The 24,278-nt window shown below is 65.5% G+C and carries 32 protein-coding genes; 18 read left to right on the top strand and 14 right to left on the bottom strand.

The annotated features are described in order from the left end of the window. Window positions 1-131 precede the first annotated feature (131 nt). From NU1_RS22835 to NU1_RS41680, 5 genes are all read left to right on the top strand, one after another. Window positions 132-491: a DUF4254 domain-containing protein gene (locus NU1_RS22835; RefSeq protein ID WP_067524207.1), complete on the top strand. Its 360-nt coding sequence runs from the start codon at window positions 132-134 to the stop codon at window positions 489-491. Window positions 492-755: 264 nt separating this feature from the next. Next, window positions 756-1,124, top strand: a complete 369-nt coding sequence (locus tag NU1_RS22830) for a hypothetical protein (protein ID WP_067524205.1) — start codon at window positions 756-758, stop codon at window positions 1,122-1,124. Between the two features lie 184 nt (window positions 1,125-1,308). Further along, window positions 1,309-1,791, top strand: a complete 483-nt coding sequence (locus NU1_RS22825; RefSeq protein WP_067524203.1) for a hypothetical protein — start codon at window positions 1,309-1,311, stop codon at window positions 1,789-1,791. After that, entirely contained in the window at window positions 1,788-2,141 is a 354-nt protein-coding gene (locus NU1_RS22820) for a hypothetical protein (protein WP_067523932.1), read from the top strand. The genes NU1_RS22825 and NU1_RS22820 overlap by 4 nt, the downstream gene beginning before the upstream one ends. Window positions 2,142-2,157: 16 nt before the next feature. Next, window positions 2,158-2,310, top strand: a complete 153-nt coding sequence (locus NU1_RS41680; RefSeq protein WP_157552857.1) for a hypothetical protein — start codon at window positions 2,158-2,160, stop codon at window positions 2,308-2,310. 116 nt (window positions 2,311-2,426) lie between these two features. On the opposite strand, the gene NU1_RS43835 is transcribed toward NU1_RS41680, so the two are convergent. Then, window positions 2,427-2,558 carry a hypothetical protein gene (locus tag NU1_RS43835; RefSeq protein WP_281221263.1) on the bottom strand — a complete coding sequence of 44 codons (132 nt, stop codon included), beginning with the start codon at window positions 2,556-2,558 and terminating at the stop codon, window positions 2,427-2,429. 10 nt (window positions 2,559-2,568) lie between these two features. On the opposite strand from NU1_RS43835, the gene NU1_RS22810 reads away from it, so the two are divergent. The 9 genes from NU1_RS22810 to NU1_RS22770 all read left to right on the top strand — a co-directional run bounded on the left by NU1_RS22810 (window position 2,569) and on the right by NU1_RS22770 (window position 9,145). Further along, the gene (locus NU1_RS22810; RefSeq protein WP_157552854.1) at window positions 2,569-2,874 is read left to right on the top strand and encodes a hypothetical protein; all 306 of its coding nucleotides are present in this window, start codon (window positions 2,569-2,571) and stop codon (window positions 2,872-2,874) included. A gap of 185 nt (window positions 2,875-3,059) precedes the next feature. Beyond that, window positions 3,060-3,377 (top strand): hypothetical protein, encoded by a 318-nt coding sequence (locus tag NU1_RS22805; RefSeq protein WP_157552851.1) that lies wholly within the window; start codon window positions 3,060-3,062, stop codon window positions 3,375-3,377. Next, the gene (locus NU1_RS22800; RefSeq protein ID WP_067523922.1) at window positions 3,374-4,135 is read left to right on the top strand and encodes a hypothetical protein; all 762 of its coding nucleotides are present in this window, start codon (window positions 3,374-3,376) and stop codon (window positions 4,133-4,135) included. The genes NU1_RS22805 and NU1_RS22800 overlap by 4 nt, the downstream gene beginning before the upstream one ends. A 184-nt stretch (window positions 4,136-4,319) precedes the next feature. Beyond that, complete coding sequence (locus NU1_RS22795) at window positions 4,320-5,087, top strand: alpha/beta fold hydrolase (protein ID WP_084521720.1); 768 nt, start codon at window positions 4,320-4,322, stop codon at window positions 5,085-5,087. 4 nt (window positions 5,088-5,091) lie between these two features. After that, window positions 5,092-5,877 (top strand): MerR family transcriptional regulator, encoded by a 786-nt coding sequence (locus NU1_RS22790; protein WP_067523920.1) that lies wholly within the window; start codon window positions 5,092-5,094, stop codon window positions 5,875-5,877. 131 nt (window positions 5,878-6,008) lie between these two features. Beyond that, window positions 6,009-6,653, top strand: coding sequence for a DUF4097 family beta strand repeat-containing protein (locus NU1_RS22785; RefSeq protein ID WP_067523918.1), 645 nt, complete (start codon window positions 6,009-6,011; stop codon window positions 6,651-6,653). Between the two features lie 278 nt (window positions 6,654-6,931). Continuing rightward, entirely contained in the window at window positions 6,932-7,723 is a 792-nt protein-coding gene (locus NU1_RS22780; protein WP_067523917.1) for a CPBP family intramembrane glutamic endopeptidase, read from the top strand. Between the two features lie 284 nt (window positions 7,724-8,007). Beyond that, complete coding sequence (locus NU1_RS22775) at window positions 8,008-8,688, top strand: hypothetical protein (protein WP_067523915.1); 681 nt, start codon at window positions 8,008-8,010, stop codon at window positions 8,686-8,688. A gap of 43 nt (window positions 8,689-8,731) precedes the next feature. Next, complete coding sequence (locus tag NU1_RS22770; RefSeq protein ID WP_157552848.1) at window positions 8,732-9,145, top strand: hypothetical protein; 414 nt, start codon at window positions 8,732-8,734, stop codon at window positions 9,143-9,145. Window positions 9,146-9,152: 7 nt separating this feature from the next. On the opposite strand, the gene NU1_RS40565 is transcribed toward NU1_RS22770, so the two are convergent. Together NU1_RS40565 and NU1_RS22765 are read right to left on the bottom strand one after the other, a co-directional pair. Continuing rightward, entirely contained in the window at window positions 9,153-9,368 is a 216-nt protein-coding gene (locus tag NU1_RS40565; RefSeq protein ID WP_212761803.1) for a DUF397 domain-containing protein, read from the bottom strand. Further along, the gene (locus tag NU1_RS22765) at window positions 9,352-10,257 is read right to left on the bottom strand and encodes a helix-turn-helix domain-containing protein (RefSeq protein ID WP_067523910.1); all 906 of its coding nucleotides are present in this window, start codon (window positions 10,255-10,257) and stop codon (window positions 9,352-9,354) included. Before NU1_RS22765 ends, NU1_RS40565 begins: the two co-directional genes overlap by 17 nt. A gap of 209 nt (window positions 10,258-10,466) precedes the next feature. On the opposite strand from NU1_RS22765, the gene NU1_RS22760 reads away from it, so the two are divergent. Then, entirely contained in the window at window positions 10,467-10,781 is a 315-nt protein-coding gene (locus NU1_RS22760; RefSeq protein ID WP_067523906.1) for a hypothetical protein, read from the top strand. A gap of 352 nt (window positions 10,782-11,133) precedes the next feature. Here NU1_RS22760 and NU1_RS22755 read toward each other — a convergent pair whose 3' ends face one another. From NU1_RS22755 to NU1_RS22715, 9 genes are all read right to left on the bottom strand, one after another. Then, window positions 11,134-11,382: a hypothetical protein gene (locus tag NU1_RS22755; RefSeq protein WP_157552845.1), complete on the bottom strand. Its 249-nt coding sequence runs from the start codon at window positions 11,380-11,382 to the stop codon at window positions 11,134-11,136. A 164-nt stretch (window positions 11,383-11,546) separates the two neighbouring features. After that, the gene (locus NU1_RS22750; RefSeq protein ID WP_084521718.1) at window positions 11,547-12,608 is read right to left on the bottom strand and encodes a type IV toxin-antitoxin system AbiEi family antitoxin domain-containing protein; all 1,062 of its coding nucleotides are present in this window, start codon (window positions 12,606-12,608) and stop codon (window positions 11,547-11,549) included. 126 nt (window positions 12,609-12,734) lie between these two features. Next, window positions 12,735-12,974: a type II toxin-antitoxin system ParD family antitoxin gene (locus NU1_RS22745; RefSeq protein ID WP_067523901.1), complete on the bottom strand. Its 240-nt coding sequence runs from the start codon at window positions 12,972-12,974 to the stop codon at window positions 12,735-12,737. A gap of 52 nt (window positions 12,975-13,026) precedes the next feature. Further along, on the bottom strand, window positions 13,027-13,824 hold the full coding sequence (locus NU1_RS22740) for an ABC transporter permease (RefSeq protein ID WP_067523900.1): 798 nt from the start codon (window positions 13,822-13,824) through the stop codon (window positions 13,027-13,029). Between the two features lie 2 nt (window positions 13,825-13,826). Next, a complete protein-coding gene (locus tag NU1_RS22735) occupies window positions 13,827-14,720 on the bottom strand; it encodes a 2-aminoethylphosphonate ABC transporter permease subunit (RefSeq protein ID WP_067523898.1) in 894 nt (297 codons plus the stop codon). A gap of 355 nt (window positions 14,721-15,075) precedes the next feature. Continuing rightward, entirely contained in the window at window positions 15,076-16,260 is a 1,185-nt protein-coding gene (locus tag NU1_RS22730; RefSeq protein ID WP_067523896.1) for an ABC transporter ATP-binding protein, read from the bottom strand. 30 nt (window positions 16,261-16,290) lie between these two features. Then, window positions 16,291-17,361 carry a 2-aminoethylphosphonate ABC transporter substrate-binding protein gene (locus NU1_RS22725; protein WP_067523894.1) on the bottom strand — a complete coding sequence of 357 codons (1,071 nt, stop codon included), beginning with the start codon at window positions 17,359-17,361 and terminating at the stop codon, window positions 16,291-16,293. 97 nt (window positions 17,362-17,458) lie between these two features. Then, window positions 17,459-18,163, bottom strand: a complete 705-nt coding sequence (locus tag NU1_RS22720) for a phosphonatase-like hydrolase (protein ID WP_067523891.1) — start codon at window positions 18,161-18,163, stop codon at window positions 17,459-17,461. Window positions 18,164-18,173: 10 nt separating this feature from the next. Then, window positions 18,174-19,286, bottom strand: coding sequence for a TIGR03364 family FAD-dependent oxidoreductase (locus NU1_RS22715; RefSeq protein WP_067524199.1), 1,113 nt, complete (start codon window positions 19,284-19,286; stop codon window positions 18,174-18,176). 96 nt (window positions 19,287-19,382) lie between these two features. Here NU1_RS22715 and NU1_RS22710 point away from each other — a divergent pair, with 96 nt between their 5' ends. Then, window positions 19,383-20,174 carry a GntR family transcriptional regulator gene (locus NU1_RS22710; RefSeq protein ID WP_084521717.1) on the top strand — a complete coding sequence of 264 codons (792 nt, stop codon included), beginning with the start codon at window positions 19,383-19,385 and terminating at the stop codon, window positions 20,172-20,174. A 58-nt stretch (window positions 20,175-20,232) separates the two neighbouring features. On the opposite strand, the gene NU1_RS22705 is transcribed toward NU1_RS22710, so the two are convergent. After that, window positions 20,233-21,057 carry an SAM-dependent methyltransferase gene (locus NU1_RS22705; RefSeq protein WP_067523888.1) on the bottom strand — a complete coding sequence of 275 codons (825 nt, stop codon included), beginning with the start codon at window positions 21,055-21,057 and terminating at the stop codon, window positions 20,233-20,235. 95 nt (window positions 21,058-21,152) lie between these two features. Here NU1_RS22705 and NU1_RS22700 point away from each other — a divergent pair, with 95 nt between their 5' ends. Both NU1_RS22700 and NU1_RS22695 read left to right on the top strand, forming a co-directional pair. Further along, window positions 21,153-22,331, top strand: coding sequence for a cytochrome P450 (locus tag NU1_RS22700; protein WP_067523886.1), 1,179 nt, complete (start codon window positions 21,153-21,155; stop codon window positions 22,329-22,331). A 213-nt stretch (window positions 22,332-22,544) separates the two neighbouring features. Further along, complete coding sequence (locus tag NU1_RS22695) at window positions 22,545-23,108, top strand: hypothetical protein (protein WP_157552842.1); 564 nt, start codon at window positions 22,545-22,547, stop codon at window positions 23,106-23,108. Window positions 23,109-23,198: 90 nt separating this feature from the next. Here the strand turns inward: NU1_RS22695 and NU1_RS22690 are convergent, their stop codons facing one another. After that, on the bottom strand, window positions 23,199-24,206 hold the full coding sequence (locus NU1_RS22690; RefSeq protein ID WP_067523882.1) for an LLM class flavin-dependent oxidoreductase: 1,008 nt from the start codon (window positions 24,204-24,206) through the stop codon (window positions 23,199-23,201). Between the last annotated feature and the right edge of the window lie 72 nt (window positions 24,207-24,278).

Here is a 24,278-nt window from a genome sequence, read left to right as displayed (position 1 = left end):
ATGTTGGTGCGATTAGAGATCTTGTCGGGAACGTTAGGGGAGCAGCAATGACCATGTCGATAGCCGGTGTGCTGCCGACTGCCCCGCAATTGCTCTGTGCCTTCCAGGGCAGGCGTTTCCAGGACCGAGTGCTGCTCCGGTCCGCGCATGCGCTCGCGGAACTGCACGAACGCCGCGCTCGCGGAGCCGATCCGCTGCTGATGACCGAGATCGACTGTCGGCGTGGTGAACTCGTTGACGATATCAATGATTGGGTGGAACAGGAACTGCCGCAGCATCGCAACGGCGCCGCCCTGCACACCGAGAGTCTGGGAGCGGTGGTGGATCGCATGGCCCGGAGTTGGGTGGAAGCGAACCAGGTCATCGATCACGAGGGCGCTGCCAGCGACAATACCCATAAACACTGGTATCACCTCGCCGAACTCGTGGACGGTTACACTGATCTCGTATTCGACGTGGCCGGAGGCCGACGCCGTTTACCGGAGCAATGACTCAAATGCATTGACACAATTGATGTATTGCCACCGAGCCATTGTGTCGCCTGCGGTGACGTCAACCGAGTTGCGCTATCCGACCAGTAGCTCGCTCGAACCGTAGACGTCGCCCGCCAATAGACGGCGGGCGCAACGGGGCGCCCCGCCCGGCGTGCCGCGTGGTCGACTGGCGCGGCACGCCCGCCTGACAATTTCGTAAAACCAACTCACCATTCTGTTTGTTTTCGAATGGCTCCGGCCGATCGTGAATGGAGTTCGATTGTGAGCGTGGGCGATCCAACAGCCGAACAGCTGTACACACAAGCCGCTGATGGCACCTTCCGAATGGACGGCGACCTCGCCCGCAAGTGCGCCGCAACCTTCCTGCGCTTCGCGGCGGCCCTCGACCCCCAGCTAGCCCGCTCCACCGAACTCCAATCCCTCACCGGCTTCGGCGGTTTCGATTCGGCGCGCCAACTGCGGCGCGGATTCGAGGGGAAGGCCGCCGAACTCACCACGACGCTGCGCGGACTGCGGGAAACTGCAGTCCGCATGGCGGAGGCGTATCTCGTGGCGGGGGGACTGATCGAGGAAGCGGATGCGCTGCACGGTACAGCGGTTCGCGCGGCCGCGGCCGACCTCGACCCGTAGGTCCCCGAAACTCGTCATCCCGGCTTGCTTTGGCCGGGACTCACACCCGTCAGTGGTGAAGTTCGCCTCGGATCGGCTGTCCCTCCAGCCCGCTCGATCGATGCGGCGTTCGTCCCCGGGCGTACGAGAGTGCCTCGGTTCGGTCATGGTCAGCGTGATTGACATCCAAGGTAGTGTGGATGTTATGAGCGCAGCCTACGATGTGGTCCCCTTCAGTGAACTCCTACACAAGCCCGGGGTCACTGCCGGACGCCTCGATCGAGTGCGCGCGCTGCGGCTTCGTCGGCGTGATGCGGGCGATTTGGCGCTCATGCGGGTGGAGCAGCTCGATGCCGAGGGCGCGGTTGTCGACTTCACCTCGCGCATGCTCGCGGGGTTGGTCAGGCGACTCGGAAGCGATGCGGTGCGAGATGTGCTGCCCGACGCGTTGCCCTGGGTAACCTTCCTGCCCGATACCGATGTCGACCGGTTCGTCAGCGAACTCGTCGAGGTGGCACAGGGTGCGGCCGCATTGGAGAACCTGGCTCCCTTCGCGACGCTGCTCACGCAGTGGCGTCACACCGCTGAAATCCACGCTGATCCCGCGTTATTGGAGATGCTCACCCGGGGACCCGAAGGCGATCTGGGTCCGGTTCCGGTACCCGACGAACCCGGAGGTGGTGAGTGAGTCCGAAACGAGGGGATCGCGCCGCGCCGCCATCGGTAGGTACGGAGTTCGAAATTCGTTTCGCCACAACGGAAGCGGTGGCTGGATGGGAGCAGCTCGCCAAACAGGCCGCGGCCAACTTACGCAGAGCGTTCGATGCGATCCGTGCGGATCCCAGATCGGTGACGAACCCGGATCGCCATCACCGGCTCAAAGGAGTGCTCGGATCGGCGCTATGGAAGGGAAACGCACTGGAACGCTGGCAGTACGAGGTGACGAGCGGGGGCCGCATCTGGTATCTCATCGATGACACAGAGCGCACGGCGTGGATCGTCTACGCCGGTACCGGACATCCGAAACTTACGGAGTAGCTCTGCTTTCAGGGTGATGTCAACACTCATCACGACGCTCGGCGGACTGCGGGAAACCGCAGTCCGCATGGCGGAGGCATACCTCGTGGCCGATGGACTGATCGAGGGGGCGGACGCACTGCACGGCAAAGCGGTTCGCGCGGCCGTGGCCGTCGACCCACCCAGCTGAATCGCCTCTCGTGGACAAACTGAGGGCCGGCAGCGTCGGCCAACTGCGGCTGTACGCGGGTAGGGCAGGCGTCACGCGTGCCTGCCCTACCCGCTCCCGCGTCAGATCGAACATGGTCACGGTTGCGGTAGGGCATCCTGGACGGTCTTGTCCTGCACGAAACTCGACATGCACAACGCGCTCGCCAGGCGTACTCGGTCGTTGTTCTTCGCGGGATCGTCGCCGAAGATCGCCAGAATCACGGTCAACTGGGATCCCTTGTCCAACTTCGTGAACTGCGCGCACGTCACGTTCAGTGGGTCGTCCACGTGTACTGGCGCCACGTCCGGTACGGGTGTCGTGGTCGACGCGGTGGTGGTCGCGGTAGCGGAGGACGTTGTCGTCGAGGCGACCGACGGCGTGGCCTCATTCTTCGAGCAGCCCCCCACCACGATCGCCGCGAGACACAACGCGGACAGAGCTATAGCCGAACGTGCTGTTTTCATGCGCCCCATGCTGCCCGAGATCATCTCGCCGTGCGGTGGCGGCTCCGGCTCGTCGGCGGCGCGCGGCCACGTGTCGTAAAGTTCTGTCGGACTTCGAATTGCGGCAGGGGGCTGTCAAATGACTTCACGACCACGATCGCTCGGATGCGCCGAGTCGCTAGCAGAGTGTCCAGGCGGTGTCGCGCGGCCAGGAGCGTCTGCATTTCACTCCGTGTACACAGTGTCGGGCGGTGAGCGGTGTCGCGTGATTTCAGGGGGTAAGTGGTGAGCGAAGAGATCTTTCTCGATCCGGAGCGCACCCAGTCGTTGATCACCTCGCTCAACTCGTCGGCGGACACACTGGCGGGGATCCACGCGAGCGACATGATGGCTCAAACACTGTTGACGTTGACAACGTTGATTCCGGGGACGGCGATCCACTCGGCGTACCTGACCGGTGTGACGAAGGCCGATACGGCGATGGATTCGACCGCCGAACGGGTGCGGGTGCTGGCTGTACGCACCGACAACGGGCGGGCGACCATGACGACGGCGGAGAAGCTGTCCGCCGATAAGTTCGCGCAGGTGATCGGCGGTCGATGAGTGAGGTTCCGATTCCGACCGTGTCGCAGGTGCTGTCCTGGGATGTCGGCGGACTGGCGGCGCAGGGCAGCTTTCTGACCCAGCAGGCAACCAAGTTCAAGACCGAAGTCGATACCGTCACCACCAATGTTGGAAGCTCAGCGGACTTCGTGATCGGCAAGTTCGGCACCGCGCTGCGCGAGCGCGGCACCGACATCGGTAACGACGGCGGCATGATCGTCGGGGCGATCGCGGCGGCCGGGACCGCGATCACCAACGGCACGGAAGGGTTGAGCTTCGCCCAACAGGCCGTCACCACGCTGGTGCGGACGATCACCACCAGTGGTTATCTGTGGGGTGAACACGGTGGGGTGACACTGTCGCTGGCTCAGTTGGCGGACGCGCTGTCCGATCAGAACAACGGGGTGATTCGGATGGCGGTGTTGCAGAGGGAGGCCAACGACTACGCGGCATCACTGCGGTTGGCTTTGGCCGCCGCCGGGGAGGCCGCGCACGTCGTCGCCACTGGCATTACCGAGGGGTTCGGGCAGCTGCCGGAGACCGCCGAGGCCAAGGTCGGCGGCACCGAAGGCCAAGAGCTCGGAGAACAGGTCGGCAAGGACGGCGACATCCCGCCCGAAGTACTGACCGAGGTCGGGCAGATGGATTCAGTTGTTTCATTCACAAACTCAACCGAATCACACTGTGGCCGCTGCCATTCCGGTCAGTGTCACACCCTCACTCACCGCAATCGACCACCACTGGACCCGGCAGCATGATCACGATCTACCGCTGGAGTACTAGGGAATGAACTGTCCGGTTGGGGTCGTGGCTTGGTGGGTGGTCTGGGTAGCGAACCGTGGGAGTTCGTACGCTTGACCTTGACCTGAGGTCAAGGTGCATGCTCATCGCATGACTACTTCTTCGCACTCGAGCAACTCGAACAACTCGGCCTGGACCGGCATGCTGCCGGTGGAAGACACCGCGTTGGCCGTCACCGACACCGGCGGGACAGGTATCCCCGTGGTCTATCTGAACGGTTCCTACGCCAGCCAGAAGCACTGGAAGCAGGTCATCGCCGACCTTGGCCCCGGCTACCGGCACATCAGCTACGACGAGCGGGCCCGCGGCAAATCGAAGCGGTCGGCGGACTACTCCTTCGAGGCCACCGTCCGGGATCTCGACGCCGTCCTGAAAGCCAGGGGGGTGGAGCGGCCGCTTCTGGTGGGCTGGTCCTACGGTGCGCTGCTGGGGGTGCACTGGGGCGACCGGAACCCGGACCGGGTTGCGGGCGTGGTCGGGGTCGACGGCCCGTTCCCGATGGGCTGGACCGACGCGGCCGGCCACGAACGGATCCGCAAACTGTTCCGTCGGGCGCGGTTCGTGCTGCCGCTGATTGCCCCGCTGGGCCTGGCCGCGCGGATGTCCGCCGACCAGCACGCCGAGATCAACATCGAGGGCCACATGCTGCACGCCGCCCTCGTCCCGATCCTCGAGGGTCTGACCGTTCCGGTCCGGTACGTGGTCGCCTCGGGCGACCACACGGGCGACGCGGGTGGTGAGATGGACCAGGCGCGCACGACCATCGAGCCGCTGCTGGTTCGGAACCCGAACCTGACGGTGAGCGCGAGGGTCACCAGCAACCACGAAAAGATCCTGGCCAAGGACTCCCCCGCCGTCGCCGGCGCGGTTCGCGAGCTTGCCGCCGCTCTCGGTCGCGAGGTTGGCTGAGCAGATGATGAACGGTGTCACGATCGGGCAGGCGGCGGCCTTCGTCGGCGTCACGGTGAAGACGGTGCGGCATTACCACAAGCTCGGCCTGGTAGTGGAACCGGAACGCGACAGCTCCGGTTACCGGCGGTACGGGTCGGCCGAGTTGTTGCGGCTGGTGCAGGTCCGGACCCTGGCCGCCGCCGGGGTGCCGCTGGCCGAAATCGGGCCCCTGCTCGACGCCGACACCGCACTGTTCACCATCGCGCTCGCCGACGTCGAGCGGCAGCTCACCGAACGGATCGAGGAGCTTATCGCCCGGCGCGACACGCTGTACCGGCTCGCCGACGGCGACCGGGCGCTGCTGCCCGACCGTGCTGTGGCACTGCTGGAGCGGATACCCGGCCTCGGCTTCACCGCGGACGACGTGGCGACCTACCGGGAGGGCCTGGTGCTGGCCAGGGCACTGGTCCCGGAGAGCTTCGACGACTACCTCACCCATGTCGAGCACGCCCTTGAAGACACCCGGCTGGTCGCCTTGTACAAGCGCGTCGGGGAGGCCACGGCCTGGGAACCGGATGACCCCCGCATCGAGGAACTCGCCACCGCGGCGGCCGACCACTTCCTCGCCAACCCCGCACTGCTGAAGACCGTGACCGGTCTGCAAGCCCGCACCGAGGCCGCAACCCGATACACGCTTATCCGCCAGTACGGCGCAGATCAGACACCGGCCGCGACCCGGCTGTCGGTGCTGTTCGAGACCAAGCTCCGCTCCGCCGGCATCGATATCCCCGGACCAAGCTCGAACTGACCGAGAAGATCTCCGCCAACGTCCAACTGCCCGGGCTCGCATCGGGATCCAGCAGCTCACCGGCTGGGTCTGCTGACCCCACCGCCCCGATTCACACCGAATCCCATTTCTCCCACTGAAGGAGTACAGCCATGCCCACATTCCAGACCCCGGAGCCGATCGCCATCACCGTCGACGTGCTTTCCGGTGGCGTCACGGTGATCGCCTCGGACCGTGCCGATACCGTCGTCGAGGTCCGGCCGGCGGATGTATCGAAGAAGGACAGCGTGCGCGCTGCCGAGCAGACCCGGATCGATTTCGTCGCCGGCACCCTGACTGTGAAAACGCCGAGGGATTGGCGGTCCTACACCCCGTTCGCCGGCGACCCGTCGATCGAGGTGACCATCGAGGTACCCACCGGCTCCCGGCTCAAAGCCACCACCAGTCTGGGGCGGCTGCTGGGTGCCGGTGAACTCGGCGAGTGCGACCTGGAGATATCGGCCGGTGACATCACCGTCGAGCGCCCGCTTGGTTCGGTGACCGCGAAAACCGTCAAAGGCAACATCCGCATCGGCGAAGCCTCGCGCGGCGAGCTCCGGCTCGAGACATCCATGGGCGAGCTGGAGGTAGGTATCCGCGCGGGCACCGCGGCACGGGTGGAAACAAACACCCAGTACGGGACCGTGCAGAACCTGATACAACCGGTCGACCGGCCACAGGGAAACGAGGACACCGTGCACGTGTACGCACACAACTCGTACGGCAACATCATCATCCGGCACGCCACCACCGCCTGACACACCCCGGCTCCGCCCACACCAGCACCAGCGGCAGCAAACCCGGGCCAGCCGCACCAGCCCCGGCAGTTGCCCACGGACACCGCTCAGCGGCTGGACCTGGGGATTCGGCACCCTAGACGGTCGGGCAGACCATCGTCACGAACGCGAATGGTGACTTCAGCAACCTGGCCGAGAATCTCATCAATGTTCTGTCCGCCGAGTTCTACCCGGCTGGGTGGGCACTTTCCGATTCATTTCACGCACCCATTCACGAACAGTTCGAGGTACCCCTTGTCATGCGCGCCTGTGAAGACACTCGACCGAACGGAATCGTCGCCCGGCTGCTGGGCGGCCGCCACTCCCTGCCGCTGTCGGTCGCATTGCATCTTGTCCCCGGCGCCCTGATCGTCGCCGTCTACCTGCTCATCGGTGAACCATTCGTCGAGGCCATCGGTTATCCGACCTTCGCGGGCTGGGCGATCGCCCTGTGCGTGGTTCTGGTACCGGTCCAGTTGGGGCTGCTGTGGCTGGGCCGCCAGCACAACGGCCGCTTCTCGCTGCGCGGCGTGTTGCACTACACCGACAAACCGGTCCCGCGGGGAAAGCTGGTGGCGATGGTCATCGGGCTCATCGTGTGGATGGTGGTGCTGGGGTTCGCGACGACACCGGTGAACACCTTCTTCTTCGAGAACTTCTTCACCTGGGTCCCGTACGCGAACCCAGGCGGCAGCGGCAACAACACATACCTCAACGGATACTCGCACTCGATCACACTCACCACGATGGTGATATGCCTGCCGCTGACCGGAATCTCCCTCCCGCTCATCGAGGAGCTGTACTTCCGCGGTTTCCTGCTGCCTCGAATCGCCCACCTGGGCGGCTGGGCGCCGGTGCTCAGCACGGTCTTGTTCTCGCTGTACCACTTCTGGTCGCCGTGGGGGTTCGTGTCGCGGGTGATCTTCACGTTCCCGGGTTTCTGGTTCGCTTGGCGGAACAAGGACATCCGGCTGTCGATCGGAATGCACGTCGGCGCGACCTCGATCCTGGCGACACTCGGCACCATCGCCCTCGCGCTGAACCTCATCTAAATTTAAGTGCCGGGCATGTATTTGCGGAAGACGCAACGGCGACGGCGACGGCGGCGTCGTGCGGTGCCTGCAGTTGGCCAACAATCACACCCCGGTGGTTGGATCACCCACCTGATCGGCAGATAAAATGCCTCGGAACAGGCGTTGACCACGTCAACACCTGGCCGTACGTTAATGGCCTCCTCACTGCATGCAGTGCGGGTACCGATAACTCACCATCGACTATCTCTCCCCCGGAGCCGGATCACTACGTCGTACCGGAGCCGATTCGGCAGGCTACCGTCGTGTGGTCGGCTGAGCCCGGCATCGAGCTCGAGGGGTGGCAGGCTACGTTGATCCGTGCTGCGACCGAGTCGATATTGATCACCGATAAATTCGGGTTGTCAGCCGCGTATCCGGGATTCAAAGCAGCGCTCACTTCCCAGGCGCGAAACATAATTTCTCCGCCGGGTACCGACGATGACGACGAAACGCGTGAAATGCGTTATGCCCTAGTTGATCCGATTGTGGGCACATTCAGGTACCACATCGTGGCAACCGTCGATGACGGCAAGCAGTTGAGCGGCTATGTCTGCGCGCAGCAGTCCGGAACTGCGGACACCGGATCCGATGGAAAATACGTCAGGCACTTGCTCAAGCCTGGCGGAGGTCTCCCCGTCCCACTCCAGCGACTCAGTGAAACCCCTTTAGCGCCCTCCCTTACTCTCGAGGCAGACGCCACCGGCAATCCTCGAGGGCTGTCGGATACGAGTGAATGGTCTGCGCCAACAGAAGACGTGTTCACCGGCTGGCAGGTTCAGTTCGAGACATCCTTCAACGATCCGTTCGAAGAAAATCTCGACGAGCTTTATGGAAAATGTGCCGCGTGGGAGAATGCTGTTTATCCCGGTATTCCATCCACGATCTCCGAACGGATTATCGAGGATTCGCCACCTGAGACCCTCCCGTCGTACCCCGGTTGGTGACCCGAGCAGTCCCTAGGCTGAAACCGCACTTGGTAGGAGTCATATGAATTCGCCCCAACCGGGTACCCCCGAGCCATTGAGTACGAGGATGGGTCGGCTTGCCGGTGCCATGAACTCCGGTCACGCTGTCCTGCAAGAGCGGGGTGTGGTCGTCGATGTCCAAGCCAACGGCCGTGTTGCCTCCGTGCGTGTCGACGAGTACAGCTTCCCCGGTGGTAGCGAACTCGGCCCGCTGATCGCCGATCTGATCAACCGTGCCCGCGCCCAAGCCCAGGCCGAGGTGGAACACCTCATCCGTGATGTCGAGGCGGATCCCCGTCTCACCGACCTCGTCGAGCAGATCGGCGACGCACCCCAACGATCACTGCCGACAGTCGTGGCAGCGCCGGAACTGGACGACGATGAGGACTTTTATCACCGCGGTAGGTCGCGGATCCTCGCCCCTGACGACTGGTGAGCGGGAATCAGCCTGTGGGCCGGTCGAATTCGCCGTCCTTCACACCTGCTGAGAACGCGTCCCACTCTCCTGGGGTGAATACCAGCGCTGGGCCGGTCGGGTTCTTAGTGTCGCGAACACCGACTCCACTGGGTATGAAGGCGATCTCGACGCATTCACTTCCTGCGGAGCTGTAACTGGATTTGAACCAGCGCGCGCCAGTTAGGTCATCGCTCACTGTCATAGTCTCTTGCTAACTCTCTCATCAGGTCTCGGCTGGGTCGGTCATCCAGCGTCGCGGCCAGAAGCGTATGGAATGCCTGCTGACAGCGGTGTACATCATTCCGCTCTTCCAGGTAGACGTCTCCAGCGAAGCTCTCCGCGAACACTATCGTCGGTTCTACCGGCTTTATCTTGCCGTCGTTGGGGAACGTCATGACGATGAACTGCGACACCACGCTCCCGGTGGGGAATCCCGCACGGAAAGGCAGGATTCGAACTCCGACATTGTCACGGGTACTCAGGTCCGCGATGCGTCGCAGCTGTGCCGCCATGATGCGTGGCCCGCCGACGGTGGTCCGCAACACGGACTCGTGCAGCACGACCGATAGGCGAACTGGCTGCCTCTGACGCGCGACGAGGTGCTGACGCTGTATCCGGAGCGCGACGCGTCGTTCCAGATCCTCATCCGAATCGTCTCGAAAGTACTGTCTATCCAGAGTTCTGGCGTAGTCCGCGGTTTGGAGCAGTCCCGGAACGATCAGCGGTTGGAAGATCGCCAATTCACTCGCGCCTGCCTCGAGCCCGACATAGGTGTTGAACTTGGCCGCGATCACGTCGCTGTAGCTTCGCCACCAGGTACGGCCTGGGGCCTGTTCCGCCAACTCTCTTGCTGCCGCGGACTTCTCCTCATCGAGGCCGTAATTCTCGCAAAGCGCTAGTACGTCGCGGATTCTGACCTTCTCGGTGAGTCCGCGTTCCATACGACTGAGGGTGGATTTGTTCCACTCCATAAGCGCCGCTGCGCGTTCCAGGGTGAGCCCGACTCCCTCGCGCGCTTCCTTCAGGAACCGCCCGAGTTGACGCCGCGGCAAGGTGCTGCCCGTGTGCTCCCAATCGTCGACACCGGTCATACCTCCCCCTCGGGTTGCGCTTCGGTGCCACTGCTTGTTGCAGAATGCGCCGATTATATCTGTTTTTGCACAACGCCTTCAGGGGTTTTGGAGGAATCTCCGCAGGTTGACGCTCCGTCGCGCACGGGGCACAGCCCTGGCCCACGCTGTGTACGCACCCGCCGGGCGCATACGCATCACCGGAACTCGGATACCTCGGAGCGGAATCCATGATCACCAGCGACGAAGACGACCTCCAGCAGATCGAGATCCATGTCCTCCAGGACGTCATCGAAACCATCGACACAGCCCTGCGTAGCGCCGAACAGCGAGGGCTGCGCCTGACCGCGCCCCGCTCACACATCTACGCCACAGTCCTGTACGCCGTAGTCGACAGCGCCCGGAAGCGCTGCTTCCGCGCGACTCTGGACGGCGCGGACATCCTCGACTCCATCCTCGATGGCGTCGAATCTCTCGACGCCGACGGCGATTTCGTGAATCCCGTCGAGTCAGCCGTCAGCACCCACACCGCGCCGGTGCAGTAGGACCGGAGGCCACCATGACCGCATCCTGGGTGCTCTACCTTCTCGGCCTAGCTACCGGCGCTGCCTTGACCTTCCTCGCTTCCGCCCTCGCCTCGGCCGCCGACAACCACAGCGGCGAAGCCTGGACTGTTGCCGCGATTGTTTCCCGCCTGGAAAGCGAACGGGGCACCGCGAATCGTGAGGCAAGGCCTGGGGCAGGGCGGCACCGGAGTGGGTTCGCGGACTTATCGCGCCCAGGCCACTTGACGCGGCTACTAGCGTCCGCAAGTTGACGGTGAGGTCAGGGAGAACTCGCACGCCCTTGGCGGAGGTGCGGATCGGCGGGGTGGTTCCCTCCGATGAACGGTGCCGCTCAGCCAGTTTCGGACACGTATCCGACGACGGTCGTCGGCTCCTTGTCGTATTGCCGTGGGGTGCACACCATCAGCAGCGCCGACGGTACGACAATGAGGGTGGTGTACGCGCAGCGCTCCCGCCCCTCCTCGACCGGTTGGGCTGTTGCCGGTGTTCCGTCGTCGCGGTTCCATGACCGCACGTGCAGCAGGGAACCGCCGATGGACCCGTCACGGATCGGCGCGGCAATTTCGGCTCCGAGGAACACGACCGAGTCCCGCCGTGTCCGGTCAATATTTACGTTCGCGACCGTGTAGGCCGGATCGTCGCTGTCTGCGTCGCCAACCGCCACGAGATCGACTGATCAGCCTCCATGGTCGGCTGCGGGGAAGTATTGGGCCGCTCGGAAGCTGGGACTGGGGTCAGCGCGCGCTAGCCCGGCGTTGGGGTTTGTACCGCGGTGTCGAGCAGGGCCTCCGTGAGGCCCTCGAGTAGTAGCTTTCTCGCCCACTCGCGCGCCGCTGCGGCGTTCGGGAATTGGTGCGGATCCGCTGATTGCTGGATCTGGGTGCGGATGCGCGCCACCGCGTCTCGCCATTGCGGAGTATCGGCGAGCGGGGCCAAAGCCTGGCGAATGGCCTCGGTCACCTGCTCGGTGGGGACCGCGCCAGCGAGTTGGTTGCGTAGCGCCGCCACTGCGGCGTCGGTGGCGGGGAGCGAGGTCAGCGATGTGGTGAAGCGAGTGCTGCGTTGGCCGTGGACGAGCTGGTTGAGGGCCTGATTGGTCGCACGGGACGCCGCGAGGAGGGGTTCGAGGGAGGGCGCGGTCAACGCTAGGGAGGACTCGGGCACCCCGGCCTGGGTGATGAAGTGGGTGACCAGCGCTGAGCCGTTGTCGACGGGTGCGCCGTAGCGGTGGGCGTAGGGTCGCAGCGCGGTGGCGATCTCGTCGACGGGGGTGTTGTTCAGCAAGGCGTCACGGACGACCGAGGCCAGGTGTCCGCCATCGGTGCGGGCGGCGGCAAGGTCGGCGATAGTGCGCACGGGCGTGGTGACGGGCAGCCCGTCGACCAGCATCCACTCCACTGCTGTCAATACGCCACGATGGAAGCGGACATCGGGGTTGCGCGTGCCGCGTCGGGTCGGCACGGTGAATTCGATGTAGTCGGCATCGAGGTCGCCGAGGCCGTGCAGGTCGGCCGCGGAGCGGTGCGAGACAACCCCGAGGGGCGCGTTGTCGCCGATCCGGTCGCCGGCGGTGCGGGCGGGCTCGAGCGCGAGCCATTCCGCCCGGATCGGCTCCGTCGGCGAATCAGGAACCCCGGCCAGCCGGTAGACGCCGTAGCGGAGCCGGGACAACATGGCTTGGTCGGTGAGACGCTGGAGTTGCTTGGTATCGACCCCGATAGCGGCGGCCTGAGCGGTAGTGAGCAGGCCCCATTGCGACTCGGCCAGTTCGGCGAGCCTCACGCGGGCATCTGAAGCGCTACTCATGCATCAAAAATACCATACTTAACGACAAAAAAGACGCTCAGAAGGTCCTTTTTAACGCACGAGGTGTCTATTTTGTAGGCTAGTGCGGTACGACGATAGCCCTGGCTACACGCTGAAAGGACAGTTCTACTCTTCCTGCCGCCTGCGAACGCGCTCGCGCAAGTCGTCGAAGTAGGAGTCGTTCGCCGGTGCCGCAGGGGGTGACGTGGCCCCTTCCACGATCAGATTCCGGAGGCCAACCCGGTCGTGGTCTCTACGGATCAACTCACGAACGTACTCACTACTGGTGCCGTATCCGCGCTCGGCGACTCGCTGCTCGACGAAGGTCTTCAGTGAATCCGGCAGGGAGATGCTCATGGCGCCCATGAAGTCAGACTAGGTGGAAGAAGCGGCCGGCGACCGTGGAATTCGTGGCGGCTCATCGCAGGGCCGCTCGACCGCGTAGCCGTCCCAGTACGACCAGTGCGATCAGGGTGACCAAGACCAGCAGGGTTGTACTAGCGGCGGCATCGAACACCTCGCCGCGGTCGGTGGCGGCGAAAATGCTGACCGGCAGGGTTTTCCAGGTGGCCGGGTAGACCATGATGGTCGCGCCGAGTTCACCCATGGAGAGGGCGACCGACAGGCCCGCGGCGGCGCCGAGGGCGGGGAGTAGGAGCGGCAGGGTGATGTGGCAGAGCACGCGGATCGGGCCCGCGCCCAGGGATTCGGCGGCTTGCCGGTAGCCGGGGTCGAGGCGGTCCAGGGCGGCGGAGACGCCGCTGAAGGCGTAGGCCAGCACCAGCACCGTATGGGCCAGAATGACAATCCATTTGGTGCCGCCGAGGAGCAACGGGCGTTCGTTGAAGGCGATGAGTACGCCGAGACCGATGGCCACCGACGGGACCGCTACCGGGACGTGGAAGACCGCGTCGGTCATGCGGCGGACCCATTCGGGGGCTTCGCGGGCGGCGAGTGCGGCCCAGGTGCCGAGGACGAGGGCGAGGGCTCCGGCGAGCAGCGCGGTTTGCAGGCTCACCGAGAGACTGGCGGCCTGCTCACCGGAGAGTGCCTCGCCGAAATTGGCGAAGCCGAGGTCCGAGGGCAGCGGTCCGGTCCAGCTGCCGGCGAGACCGGCCGCCAGCACGGTGGCGATGGGAGCCACGAAAACCACGGTGACAATCAGCGCGAAGACAGCCAGGACGGCGACTCGGCCGCGTCGGGTCCACACCAGCATGGTCAGCTCTCCTTCCGAGATCCGGTGAGCCGGGCGAAGATCAGCCGGTAGCCGAGGTACAGGGTCAGTGACAGCAGGACCTGCACGGTGGCCAGGACTGCCGCGCCGGGCAGGTCGAAGGTGACGATGCCGCGGGTGTAGATGAGGGCGGGCAGCGTAATGACGCCCTTGGCTCCGGTGAAGAGCACGATGCCGAATTCATTGAGCGTCAACAGCAGTACCAGGCTGCCGCCCGCGGCCAGCGCGGGCCAGGCCTCGGGCATGACCACCTGGCGCAATACCCGCCACGGCGAACCACCGAGGCTGGCGGCCACATCGAGCTGTTCGCGCGGCAGTTGTGCGAAGGCCGCGAGCAGCGGACGCACCACGAACGGGGTGAAGAAGGTGATCTCGGCGAGGATGACGCCGGTGGGTGTGGTGAGGAAGTTCAGCGCCGGTTCCCCGCTGCCGGTGATCTCACCGATGAGCGCGTTGACCGCGCCCGCCGTGCCGTAGAGGAAGGTGAAGGCCAGGGTCACCAGGAACGACGGCAACGTGAGCACGGTGTCGATGAGCCGACCCACCAGCCCCGATCCCGGGAACGGTACGAAGGCCAGCACGATGGCGAGAAAGGTGCCCAGCACCAGACAGCCGAGGGTGGAGCTGACCGCGATGGAGATGGTGCGCCACAGCGCGTTTCGGAAAGACTGCTCGCTCAGTACCGAGGTCCAGGTCTCGGTACCGCGACCCTGCGCGGTCTTGGTCGACTCCAGCAGTACCCGGGTGATCGGGTAGACGGCGATGAACAACACCATCAGGACGGGCGGCAGGGTCCACAGAATCGGCTTCCACGAGCGGGCAGGCTCATTGGACCGTGGGGCGGAAGGGGCCGAGGGGGATTCGAGTAGCGCGGTCACGACCGCCCCCGGTTCCGGGTGGCTCCGAGGGCAGCGCCGAGTTCGGAGAAGGGCTCCGGTCCGGCGGTTCTGCGGGCGGCTACCGAGTACGAAGGGACGGCGTCGCCACTGTCACCACCATTCCGGTACGACGGTGTGGTGTCGGCATTCTCCCCGTTCCCCCGGCATTCTTGTGGCCGGGATCCACTACCGTGGGGTGTGGATTCCGGCCAAGAACACGCCGGAATGACGGAGGCAGTGGGGTGACTTCGTGATCGTAGGCCCAATAGTTCTTCGGTCGGTGAGACGAGGTCTTCGTCGCCTACCTCACCCGCGTCACCTCTGCGGGGCGCACGTCTGGGTAGTGGCGAGCTGCTCATGCGCGGACCTCGGATTCTGCTGCGGCGGACTCGGTTCCGATACCCGGCGGAATGAGTACACCGGCCGGATCGGGGAAGCGCACACCCACGAACGAGCCGACCGCCATTTCCGTGTGACCGGGCACATCGGCGATGATTTCGCCCGGCAGTCCGGCGACCTCGAGGTGCAGCCGGGTTGACGCACCCCGCCAGACGACGGAGGTCACGGTGCCGCGCAGGGCATCTCGTTCGGTCAGCGCGCAGACGCCCACGGTATGCGGCCGAACACACAGTTGCGCTTCGGCATTCGCGACCCAGTCCGGACGACCCACGCCGGGTGCGGGCGCTTCCGCTCGTAGCGTGTGCTCGCCGACACTGACCAGCGCCGCCGTACCCGATACCCGATTCACGATGCAGGGCAGCAGGTTCGCGCCGCCGATGAAGGCGGCGGTGAAATCGGTCGACGGCCGCTGCCAGAGATTGCGGGCGGTATCGATATCGACCAGCCGGGCATCCCGCATCACGGCGATCCGGTCGGCGAGTGCGAGCGCTTCGGCCTGGTCATGGGTGACATACAGCATGGCGGTGTCCGGCAGGGCTTTTCGCAGCTGCTGTAGCTCGCCGAGCATGGACTGCCGCAACTGCGCGTCCAGCGCTGCCAGAGGCTCGTCGAGCAGCAGCACCCTGGGGCGGATGGCCAGCGCTCGCGCGATCGCCACCCGCTGCTGCTGTCCGCCGGACAGCTCGCGAGGCAGCCGCTCGGCGTAGGCCGCCATACCGACCATTTCGAGTGCCTCGGTGACGCGATCAGCGATCTCATTGCGCGGCACGTGATGTGACTTCAATCCGAAGGCCACATTGTCACGCACCCGCATATGCGGGAACAGCGCGTAGGACTGCACCACCACCCCGATGCCGCGCTTGGCGGGGGACAGGTTGGTGACGTCGCGGCCCGACAGTCGCACCACGCCCATGGTCGGCCGGACGAATCCGGCCAGGGCCTTGAGCGCGGTGGACTTACCGGAGCCGCTGGGCCCGAGCAGCGCAACCGTTTCCCCCGCGGCGACGCGCAGGTTGAAATCGGCCAGTGCGACAGTGGTTTTACGGCCGCGACCGTAGGTGACACCGACTCTGTCGAACACGATCGCCGGTTCGACGGCGGTACTGGCCGCCTCGGTCGATGTCGTCAACGCGTTGGTCATGATTGCGCTCCTCGGATGTCGAGCGGACTACTACTGGCCGGTCGCCTGCTGGTAGGCGGCAAGGTCGGCGTCGAGTTCCTCGAGCACCGCCGACCAATCCGGGTACAGCACCTCGACGTTCTGCAGGAGCATCGCCGGGTTGATGCCGCCGCTGGCGGTGGCGGTGACGCCGCGCAGTTCCGTGCGCGCCGGAACAGCGAAGGAATCCGGCAGCGACTGCTGTGCCTCGGCGGACAGCAGGAACTCCATCAGCTGCTTACCGGCTTCCTGGTGCGGCGCGCCCTTGGCCAGGCCCATCAGGTACGGCACCGGCACGGTGCTGGACTTACCCTCGGCGTTCGCGGGGAAGAAGACGGTGAACTTGGAGCCCGTCTCCTTGATATTGGCCATATTCATCTGAATGTCGCCATTGGCGATCAGCAGCTCACCCTTGTCCACCTTGGCCTGCAGCTTGCCGGTGGAGGACGACGGCCCGACATTGTTCTCCTGGAGCTTGGCCAGGTAGTCGAGTGCGCCCTGCTTGCCGTAGAGCTGCTGCAGCAGGATCAGGACGGCGGTGCCGTCACCGGCCTGGCCGGGGGTGGAGTACTGGATCTTGCCCTTGTACTCCGGCCGCAGCAGATCGTCCCAGGTGGTGCCCGCGACCTTGACCGACGGATTGGCGATGAAGCACAGGTAATTGCCCGCCATCATGACGTACTTGCCGTTCGGATCCTTATCGGATGCGGCGACAGCGCTGGTATCGATCCCGCTGGGCTCGAGCAGACCGGACTTGTCGGCCTTCTGCATGAACGGCGGCAGGGTGACCAGGACGTCGGCCTGCGGGTTGGACTGTTCCTTGTCTACCCGGTTGACGACCTCGCCGGAACCGGCTTCCACCAGGTTGACCGCGATGCCGGTCTGCTCCTTGAACTTCTCGAACTGGGTCTTGTACCAGGCGCCGACTCCATCGGCGGAATAGACGGTCACCGTCTTGCCGTCGGCGGAATCGGTGCCGGTGCCGCCGCACGCGGTGAGGCTGAAGGCGACGGCGGTGGCGGAGGTGAGAATGAGCGCCGTACGGGCGATGGTGCGTGCGAGGCGGGTATTCGATTTACGCACGGTGACTGCAACTTTCGGTTCGCGGGACAGAGGAATCGAAGGGATGGGAAGGGGCCGCCGCCGCGCGCCCCCCTCAGAGCGGCGCGACGGCGGGGTCTCAGGCGCGCTCGATGGTTTCGGAGCGTTCGGCCAACAGGATTCGCGCGAATTCGGTGACCGACGCCACCACGTGGGTGGCACCGGCCGCGCGCAGCTGGTCCTCGTCGTGCGCGCCGGTCAGGGTGCCCGCGACGATGCGCGCCCCGGCGGCGAGGCCGGTCGCGATATCGCTGGCCGTATCGCCCAGTACCGCAACACGATCCACGGCGTCGATATCCAGCCGCAGCAGTGCGGTGAGCACCATGTCCGGGTAGGGCCGCCCACGTCCGGCATCCGACGGGGCCAGGGTGAGATCGGCGAGATCCTCCCAACCCAGCGCCTTCAGCAGCTTGTCCTGGGTGCCGCGGCTGAAACCGGTGGTGAGCGCCACCTTGATACCCGCCGCGCGCAGGGCCGTAATCGCCTCGGCCGCACCGGGAATCGGGGCCGCGGCGGTGGCGGCGAACTCGTCGTAGGCGGCCTCGAAGGCGCGGTTGGCGTGCTGGGCCCTGTCCTCGTCGCCGAGCAGGGCGCGAAAGACGACAATCTTGGACTGGCCCATGGTGTCGACCACGTACTGCCGGGCGGCCTCGCGCTCCAGGCCCTCGGCGGGGATTCCGGCGGCGGTGGCGGCCGCTTCGAAAGCGCGCAGCACCAGGCCGCCGTCGGCCACGGTGGTACCCGCCATATCGAGGACGGCGAGGTCGATCTGTTTATCGGACATGGGGATTCCCTTACAGATTCAGAAGGTCGGCGGTTTCTTCGCCGATGGCAGGGCCGAGGGTCATACCGCGGCCGCCGGGGCCGGTGATCACCCAGACGTGGTCGTCGGCTCGCGCGCGGGTGACGATGGTGCCGGGGTCGATGGACTGGCTGTAGACGCCCGCCCAGCGCCGCACCACCTGTGGGAGTTTGCGGCCGAGCAGTTCTTCCACCACGCCGGTGAGGTACTCGTACGGCGCCTCGTCCACGTCGAAGTTGAACGGTTCGGTGTATTCGTGGGTGTCGCCGATGGTGAGGCCGCCGTGCAGGCGCTGCACACACAGCATCTGCATTTTGTGCTGTGCGGCGACAAACGATTGCGCCTGTTCACTATTGAGGCGATCGAGCTCCGGGCCCGCGAAGCCCGGGTAGTAGCGGAAGCTGTCGCCGTCGGCGATGGCGGTGGTGAGATCCTCGCCGAGCGGTGCGGTCTGCATCATTTGCAGGCGAACCTTGCGAACTCCGATGTCGCCCACCAGTTCTCGGGTGAGGCCGGTGTGGGCCGCGCCCGGGCAGACCAGGACGAGGTCGCCCTCGTGGCTGCGGCCGCGGTCGTCGACCACGGTGGATCCGGCGATGGTGCGCGCTTCGGTTCCGGCGAAGAACTGGTAGCGACCGGTGGCCTCCATATAGCGGCGCAGCGCGGGGAGCGCCTGTCGTGACTCCACGGCGGCATCGCGCGAGCAGTGCAGTCCGCCGAGGAATTTGCCGCGCAGCGCCGGATTGAGCGCGCGTACCCGATCGGCGTCGAGCAGCTCGAACCCGCGCTCTTCGGAGGCGTTCCGGACGGCGGCCTCGGCCACCGCGAGTTCGTGATCGGTGCGCACCAGGGTGAGCGACCCGGCGGCCCGGAACCCGACGCCGGGCACCTTCCCGCCGATCTCCTCCCACAGTCGGCGCGACCGCAGCGTGATGTCCAGTTCATTGGCACTGCGCCCCGAAACCCACACCAGCCCGAAATTCCGGACCGTCGCACCGCGCGCCTCGACCTCGCGTTCCAGGTGAATCACCGCATGGCCGCGCCCGATAGCGGCCAGGGCGTGGGCGGTCCCGAGGATCCCGCCGCCGATAATGACCAATCGCATGCCCACATGGTGGCCAATGGTCTAGACCTATGAGTGTTTCGTACGCAAACGCTGGGTTAACAATTGGTATAGACCAATCGTGTGTACTCTCGAATCATGGAGACAACCGACGCGGCGGGGGCGGGTGCCCGCTCGACCCGGGCCCGCGCACGCGGTGAACCCCCATCTCCGGCAACACTTCCGGACGGCGGTGCACGACTCCCCAAGGCCTACCGGGTGCGCACGCAGATCGACACCATCCTCGCCGACCTCAATGAGGGCGATCCGGTTCCCTCGGAGCGCGATCTAGCCATTCGCTTCGGCGTAGCCCGCGAAACAGTCCGCCAAGCCTTGCGAGACCTCCTGGTGGAGGGCCGAGTTCGACGCAAGGGGCGCGGCACCGTGGTCTCCCGCCCCAAAATGGTCCAACCCCTCTCGCTGCGCTCCTATACCGAAGGCGCGATCAGCTTCGGTCGCACCCCCGGCCGCGTTCTCGTCGACTGGACCGATATTCCCGCCGACGAGGACACCGCCCGCGACCTCGGCCTGGAGATCGGCACCCCCGTCATGCACCTGGAACGGGTCCTGCTCGCCGACGGCGAACGCATCGGCCTCGAAACCACCTATCTCCCCCTGGAGCGTTTCGCCGACCTCCGCCACAGCTATGACCCCGCCACCTCGCTCTACGCGGCGGTCCGAGCCACCGGCGTCGTCTACGCCGCGGCCATCGAACGCATCGAAACCGTCCTCGCCTCCCCGCGCGAGGCAACCCTGCTCGAATGCACCACGGCCCTACCGATGTTGCTGCTCCACCGCCGCAGCGCCGACCCCGACGGCGTACCCATCGAACGCGTTCGCTCGCTGTACCGAGGTGATCGCATCGCGTTCGAGGCGAATCTGCGCGAATAGCCGAACCTCGGAGTGCCGCGAGCTGTGCGGAGGTCGCCAACGGCCCCCGTGGTGCTACTCATCCGACAGCTCGGGTTCCTATCCGGCCGACGCCGCCCAGCATGGAGACAGCCTCCTTGCGCGGATGCGGGCGCCAACCTTCGGGGCGCCAGGTGGTCACCGAGGTGATTCCGGGGGCGACGAGGTCGAATCCGGTGAAGAAGCGGGAGAATTCGGCGGTGGAGCGAAGCTGGAAGGGAACGCCGCTGCGTTGGTTGGCGGCGCTGGTTTCCGCGCGATCCTCTATGTCGAGGTAGTCGTCGGTGCCGTGCGACATCACCAGGTAGCTGCCGGGCGGCAAGGCATCGCACAACCGCCGGACCAGGTCGTGGGGGTGATCGTCGTCGGTGAGGAAGTGCACGATGGCGACGAGCATGAGGGCTACCGGCTTGGAAAGATCCAGGGTGGCAAGCAGGTTCGGGTGGGTGAGGATGCGCTCGGGGTCTCGGACATCGGCGTCGAGATAGGCGGTGGCGCCCTGGGCGGAGCTGTCGAGCAAGGTGCGGGCGTGAGCCAGCACGATTGGATCGTTGTCGACGTAGACGATCCGTGCGGCCGGAGTGATGTCCTGGGCGATTTCATGCACATTGCCCGCGGTGGGCAGACCGGCGCCGATATCGAGGAACTGGCTGATCCCGGCCTCGGCGGCCAGGTAGGTCACCACCCGCCGCAGGAAGCTGCGGTTCTCCAGCGCGGCCAGGTGAATCGTCGGAAAGGCTTCGGCCACCGCATCCGCGGAGGCCCTATCCGCCTCGTAGTTGACGCTGCCCCCTAGCCAGTAGTCGTAACGGCGCGCTGGATGCGGCTTGGTGACGTCGATCTGGGCAGATGATTCCGAGTTCATCAATGCCTCAATTCCTTTCGACTACGGTCAGCATGTCGGTTCTTGTTCTACACCGGTCGCGATGGTGAGTCGCACCGTCCGGGGAAGGCTTCTCCATGCAGTTGCAATACAGCCCATACGATTTCGCTGTCCATGAGGACCCCTACCCGTATTACGCCAGGTTGCGCACCGAGGCACCGGTCTTCCGCAACGACACCGACGACTTCTGGGCACTGTCGCGTCATGCGGATGTACAGGCGGTGCTGCGGGATTCACAGCGTTTCTCCAGTGCGAACGGGTTACGCATGGAGCCCGCGTTCTGGGGGCCGCAGGCGGAGCGGTTCTTCTCCTTCGTCGCCATGGATCCGCCCAAGCACACCCGGGTCCGCGGTCTGGTCGCGCAGGCCTTCACGGCACATCGCGTGCAGGGCCTGGCTCCGCGGCTGCGCACCATTGCCCACGGGCTGCTGCAACCGTTGCTGGAACGCGGAAGTTTCGACCTGATGGCCGATTTCGCGGGCCCGTTCCCCACCGAGGTGATTTCCGAACTGGTCGGCGTCCCCACCGCTGACCGCGATATGGTCCGCAAACTCGGTATGGAAATCATGTACACCGATTCCGAATCCGCCGATTTGCGGCCCGAGGCCATGCAGGCCATCGGGGAGCTCGTCGGCTACTACACCGAGCTGACCATCGAGCGGAGCCGGGTCCGCGCCGACGATCTGCTCTCCGGGCTGCTCGACGCGGCCGAGGGGGACGACCGGCTCACGCCGGAGGAGATCGTCGGCGTTTTGATCCTGCTGATCGGCGCCGGTATCGAGACCAGCATGCTGACCTTCGGCAACGCCTGGTACGCGGCCTGGCAGCACCCAGAACAGCGACAGCGGGCCTTCGACGGCCGAATCGACGACTGGATCGCCGAGGCCATGCGCTACGACCCGTCCACCCAGACCGCGCTGCGCACCAGCACCGAACCGGTCGAGCTGCACGGCGTGAAAATCCCTGCCGGAGAGCGGATTCTGCTGATCACAGGTTCGGCGAACCGAGATCCGGAGGTATTCGCCGATCCGGATACCTTCGATTTGGACCGCGACACCAGCGCCTCACTGGTCTTCGGCAGTGGCCGCCACCGCTGCCTCGGCTCGAACCTGGCACTGTTGGAGCTGCGGGTGGCCTTGCGCGAAATAGTCACGGCGGTATCCGATTACGACATCGACACCGACGGGGCTCACCGCATCCACTCCTCCAACAACCGCGGATTCGCCGCGCTACCCACCACGGTCCAGGTGCGCTGACCACACGGACGGCCCGCGAGTCTCTCGATGCGAGCGTGCGACGCGGCCGCGGGGCCGCGTCGCACCTGATGGCAACTGCGCAGCAGGCACCTGCGCGGCTCCGGCACGACCACATCCCACAGTTGGGCCCGCGGTCCCGCATCCGAATGCCGCTTCCCGCCGCGCCCCGTCGCATACGCTGCATGCGGCGCTGTCTGATCGAAGGGTTGTGCCATGAGTTTTGTAGTCCTCGCCCTACCGGCTGCCGCGAATCCACCTCACGTGGAGCTGGCGGTCATTGCCGCGATGGCGGTTCCCGTTGTCGGAGCCGTACTTTCGTCGCCGGGACTGCGAACGAAAGGTCGGGTCGCGAATGGCGATTCGCGCCGCACCGCCCTGGTCTCCCAACTCCTGGCCGGATTGGCGGCCGTCGTCTTCGCCGCCGCGGTGCTGCTCGGCGTCTTCGCCGAAGAGGCACAAACGGAAGTGATCTTCACCGGGTTGGCCGGGGGCACGCTCGGCGCGGTAGCGCTGCTCGTCGGCCGCCGGGTGTCGGCAACCCGGCACGCGCCGGGCGACGCCGCGACGGTGCGCGACGACGCCACCGCCCGTTTCGCATTGATCACCAATCTGGTCGACGGTATTCACGACCGCGCCATGCAGGATCAGGTGCGCGCGGACGCCACTCGACAACTGGTCGGCGCGCTCGCGAATGAGCGGGCGAGTGCAGAGGCGAAACCGACGGCCGCGGGGTCTCCGGTAACCGTGCGCAAGGAAGCGGATCCGCCGCAGTCATAGCCCGGCAGGCCTGACGACAGGTCATCCGCAACGGTGCTGCGGACCGGGCGATCACTCGCGGTGACGGGAATCCCGGCGCGGCAACGCGATTCACCGCACCTGCGGAGCGACCTTCTCGCCCAGCAGTTCGATATTGCGCAGCACCTTCTCGTGCGGCAGGGTGCCGACGCTGGTGTGCAGCATGAAGCGGTCCAAGCCGAGGGTGTCGCGGACATTCGCGATCTTCTCGGCCACATAGTCGGGGGTGCCGACGAAGAGTGAACCGCTCTGCGAGCGCAGGCTGTCGAATTGCTCGCGGGTCATGGGGCCCCAGCCGCGTTCGCGGCCGATATTGCTCATGGCCACGGCGTAGGGAGCGTAGAAGTCGTTCACCGCTTGGGAATCGGTGTCGGCGATATAGCCGTGCGCGTGGACCGCGACGGGCTGCTGCTCGTGGCCGCCTTCTTCGAGGGCGCGGTGGTAGAGGTCCACCAGCGGCTTGAAGCGGGCGGGCTGGCCGCCGATGATGGCGATGGCCAGGGGCAGGCCGAGCAGTCCGGCGCGGGCTACGGATTCGGGAGTACCGCCGACAGCGATCCAGACCGGTAGGGGGCGTTCGGTGCGCGGATAGATGACGGCGTCGGTCAGCGGGGCGCGGAACCGGCCGGACCAGCTCACCGGACCCTCCTCGCGAATCTTCAGCAGCAGCGCCAACTTCTCGGTGAACAGTTCGTCGTAATCGGCGAGGTCGTAGCCGAAGAGCGGGAAGGATTCGATGAACGACCCGCGCCCGGCCATCAATTCGGCGCGACCGTTCGAGATCAGGTCCAGGGTCGCGAAGTCCTGGTAGGTGCGGACCGGGTCTGCGGAGCTCAGCACGGTGACCGCGCTGGTCAATTGAATCCGCTCGGTGCGCGCGGCAATGGCCGACAGCACCATGGCGGGGGAGGAGGCGGCGAAATCGGAGCGGTGGTGTTCGCCGACGCCGTACACGTCCAGACCCGCCCGCTCGGTGGCGACGGCCTCCTCGACCACCTCGCACAGCCGCTGGCCGGCGCTCGGTGCGGGCGCATCCCCGACGGCGATCATTTCGGCGAATGTCGTCAGTCCCAGTTCCACGGCTCACGCCTCTCCAGTAGTTCCCATGTCAACTAAAAGGCTAAACGGACCGTGGTCCGGAAGTATTCCGGG

The sequence above is a fragment of the Nocardia uniformis NBRC 13702 genome (assembly GCF_001613345.1).
Classification (GTDB): Bacteria; Actinomycetota; Actinomycetes; order Mycobacteriales; family Mycobacteriaceae; genus Nocardia; species Nocardia uniformis.
This window is presented reverse-complemented; position numbering and strand designations above follow the sequence as displayed.

What these genes read in the sequence shown, in the direction of transcription:
- NU1_RS22825 (WP_067524203.1), top strand. Translation starts at nt 1,309, where the DNA reads ATGAGCGCAGCCTACGATGTGGTCCCCTTCAGTGAACTCCTACACAAG.
- NU1_RS22720 (WP_067523891.1), bottom strand. Translation starts at nt 18,163, where the DNA reads ATGTCCGATAAACAGATCGACCTCGCCGTCCTCGATATGGCGGGTACC.
- NU1_RS22705 (WP_067523888.1), bottom strand. Translation starts at nt 21,057, where the DNA reads ATGAACTCGGAATCATCTGCCCAGATCGACGTCACCAAGCCGCATCCA.
- NU1_RS22765 (WP_067523910.1), bottom strand. Translation starts at nt 10,257, where the DNA reads ATGACCGGTGTCGACGATTGGGAGCACACGGGCAGCACCTTGCCGCGG.
- NU1_RS22790 (WP_067523920.1), top strand. Translation starts at nt 5,092, where the DNA reads ATGATGAACGGTGTCACGATCGGGCAGGCGGCGGCCTTCGTCGGCGTC.
- NU1_RS22730 (WP_067523896.1), bottom strand. Translation starts at nt 16,260, where the DNA reads ATGACCAACGCGTTGACGACATCGACCGAGGCGGCCAGTACCGCCGTC.
- NU1_RS22745 (WP_067523901.1), bottom strand. Translation starts at nt 12,974, where the DNA reads ATGGGCGCCATGAGCATCTCCCTGCCGGATTCACTGAAGACCTTCGTC.
- NU1_RS22795 (WP_084521720.1), top strand. Translation starts at nt 4,320, where the DNA reads ATGCTGCCGGTGGAAGACACCGCGTTGGCCGTCACCGACACCGGCGGG.
- NU1_RS22740 (WP_067523900.1), bottom strand. Translation starts at nt 13,824, where the DNA reads ATGCTGGTGTGGACCCGACGCGGCCGAGTCGCCGTCCTGGCTGTCTTC.
- NU1_RS22695 (WP_157552842.1), top strand. Translation starts at nt 22,545, where the DNA reads ATGAGTTTTGTAGTCCTCGCCCTACCGGCTGCCGCGAATCCACCTCAC.
- NU1_RS22750 (WP_084521718.1), bottom strand. Translation starts at nt 12,608, where the DNA reads ATGAGTAGCGCTTCAGATGCCCGCGTGAGGCTCGCCGAACTGGCCGAG.
- NU1_RS22770 (WP_157552848.1), top strand. Translation starts at nt 8,732, where the DNA reads ATGAATTCGCCCCAACCGGGTACCCCCGAGCCATTGAGTACGAGGATG.
- NU1_RS22800 (WP_067523922.1), top strand. Translation starts at nt 3,374, where the DNA reads ATGAGTGAGGTTCCGATTCCGACCGTGTCGCAGGTGCTGTCCTGGGAT.
- NU1_RS22715 (WP_067524199.1), bottom strand. Translation starts at nt 19,286, where the DNA reads ATGCGATTGGTCATTATCGGCGGCGGGATCCTCGGGACCGCCCACGCC.
- NU1_RS22780 (WP_067523917.1), top strand. Translation starts at nt 6,932, where the DNA reads ATGCGCGCCTGTGAAGACACTCGACCGAACGGAATCGTCGCCCGGCTG.
- NU1_RS41680 (WP_157552857.1), top strand. Translation starts at nt 2,158, where the DNA reads ATGTCAACACTCATCACGACGCTCGGCGGACTGCGGGAAACCGCAGTC.
- NU1_RS22710 (WP_084521717.1), top strand. Translation starts at nt 19,383, where the DNA reads ATGGAGACAACCGACGCGGCGGGGGCGGGTGCCCGCTCGACCCGGGCC.
- NU1_RS22760 (WP_067523906.1), top strand. Translation starts at nt 10,467, where the DNA reads ATGATCACCAGCGACGAAGACGACCTCCAGCAGATCGAGATCCATGTC.
- NU1_RS22785 (WP_067523918.1), top strand. Translation starts at nt 6,009, where the DNA reads ATGCCCACATTCCAGACCCCGGAGCCGATCGCCATCACCGTCGACGTG.
- NU1_RS22700 (WP_067523886.1), top strand. Translation starts at nt 21,153, where the DNA reads ATGCAGTTGCAATACAGCCCATACGATTTCGCTGTCCATGAGGACCCC.
- NU1_RS40565 (WP_212761803.1), bottom strand. Translation starts at nt 9,368, where the DNA reads ATGACAGTGAGCGATGACCTAACTGGCGCGCGCTGGTTCAAATCCAGT.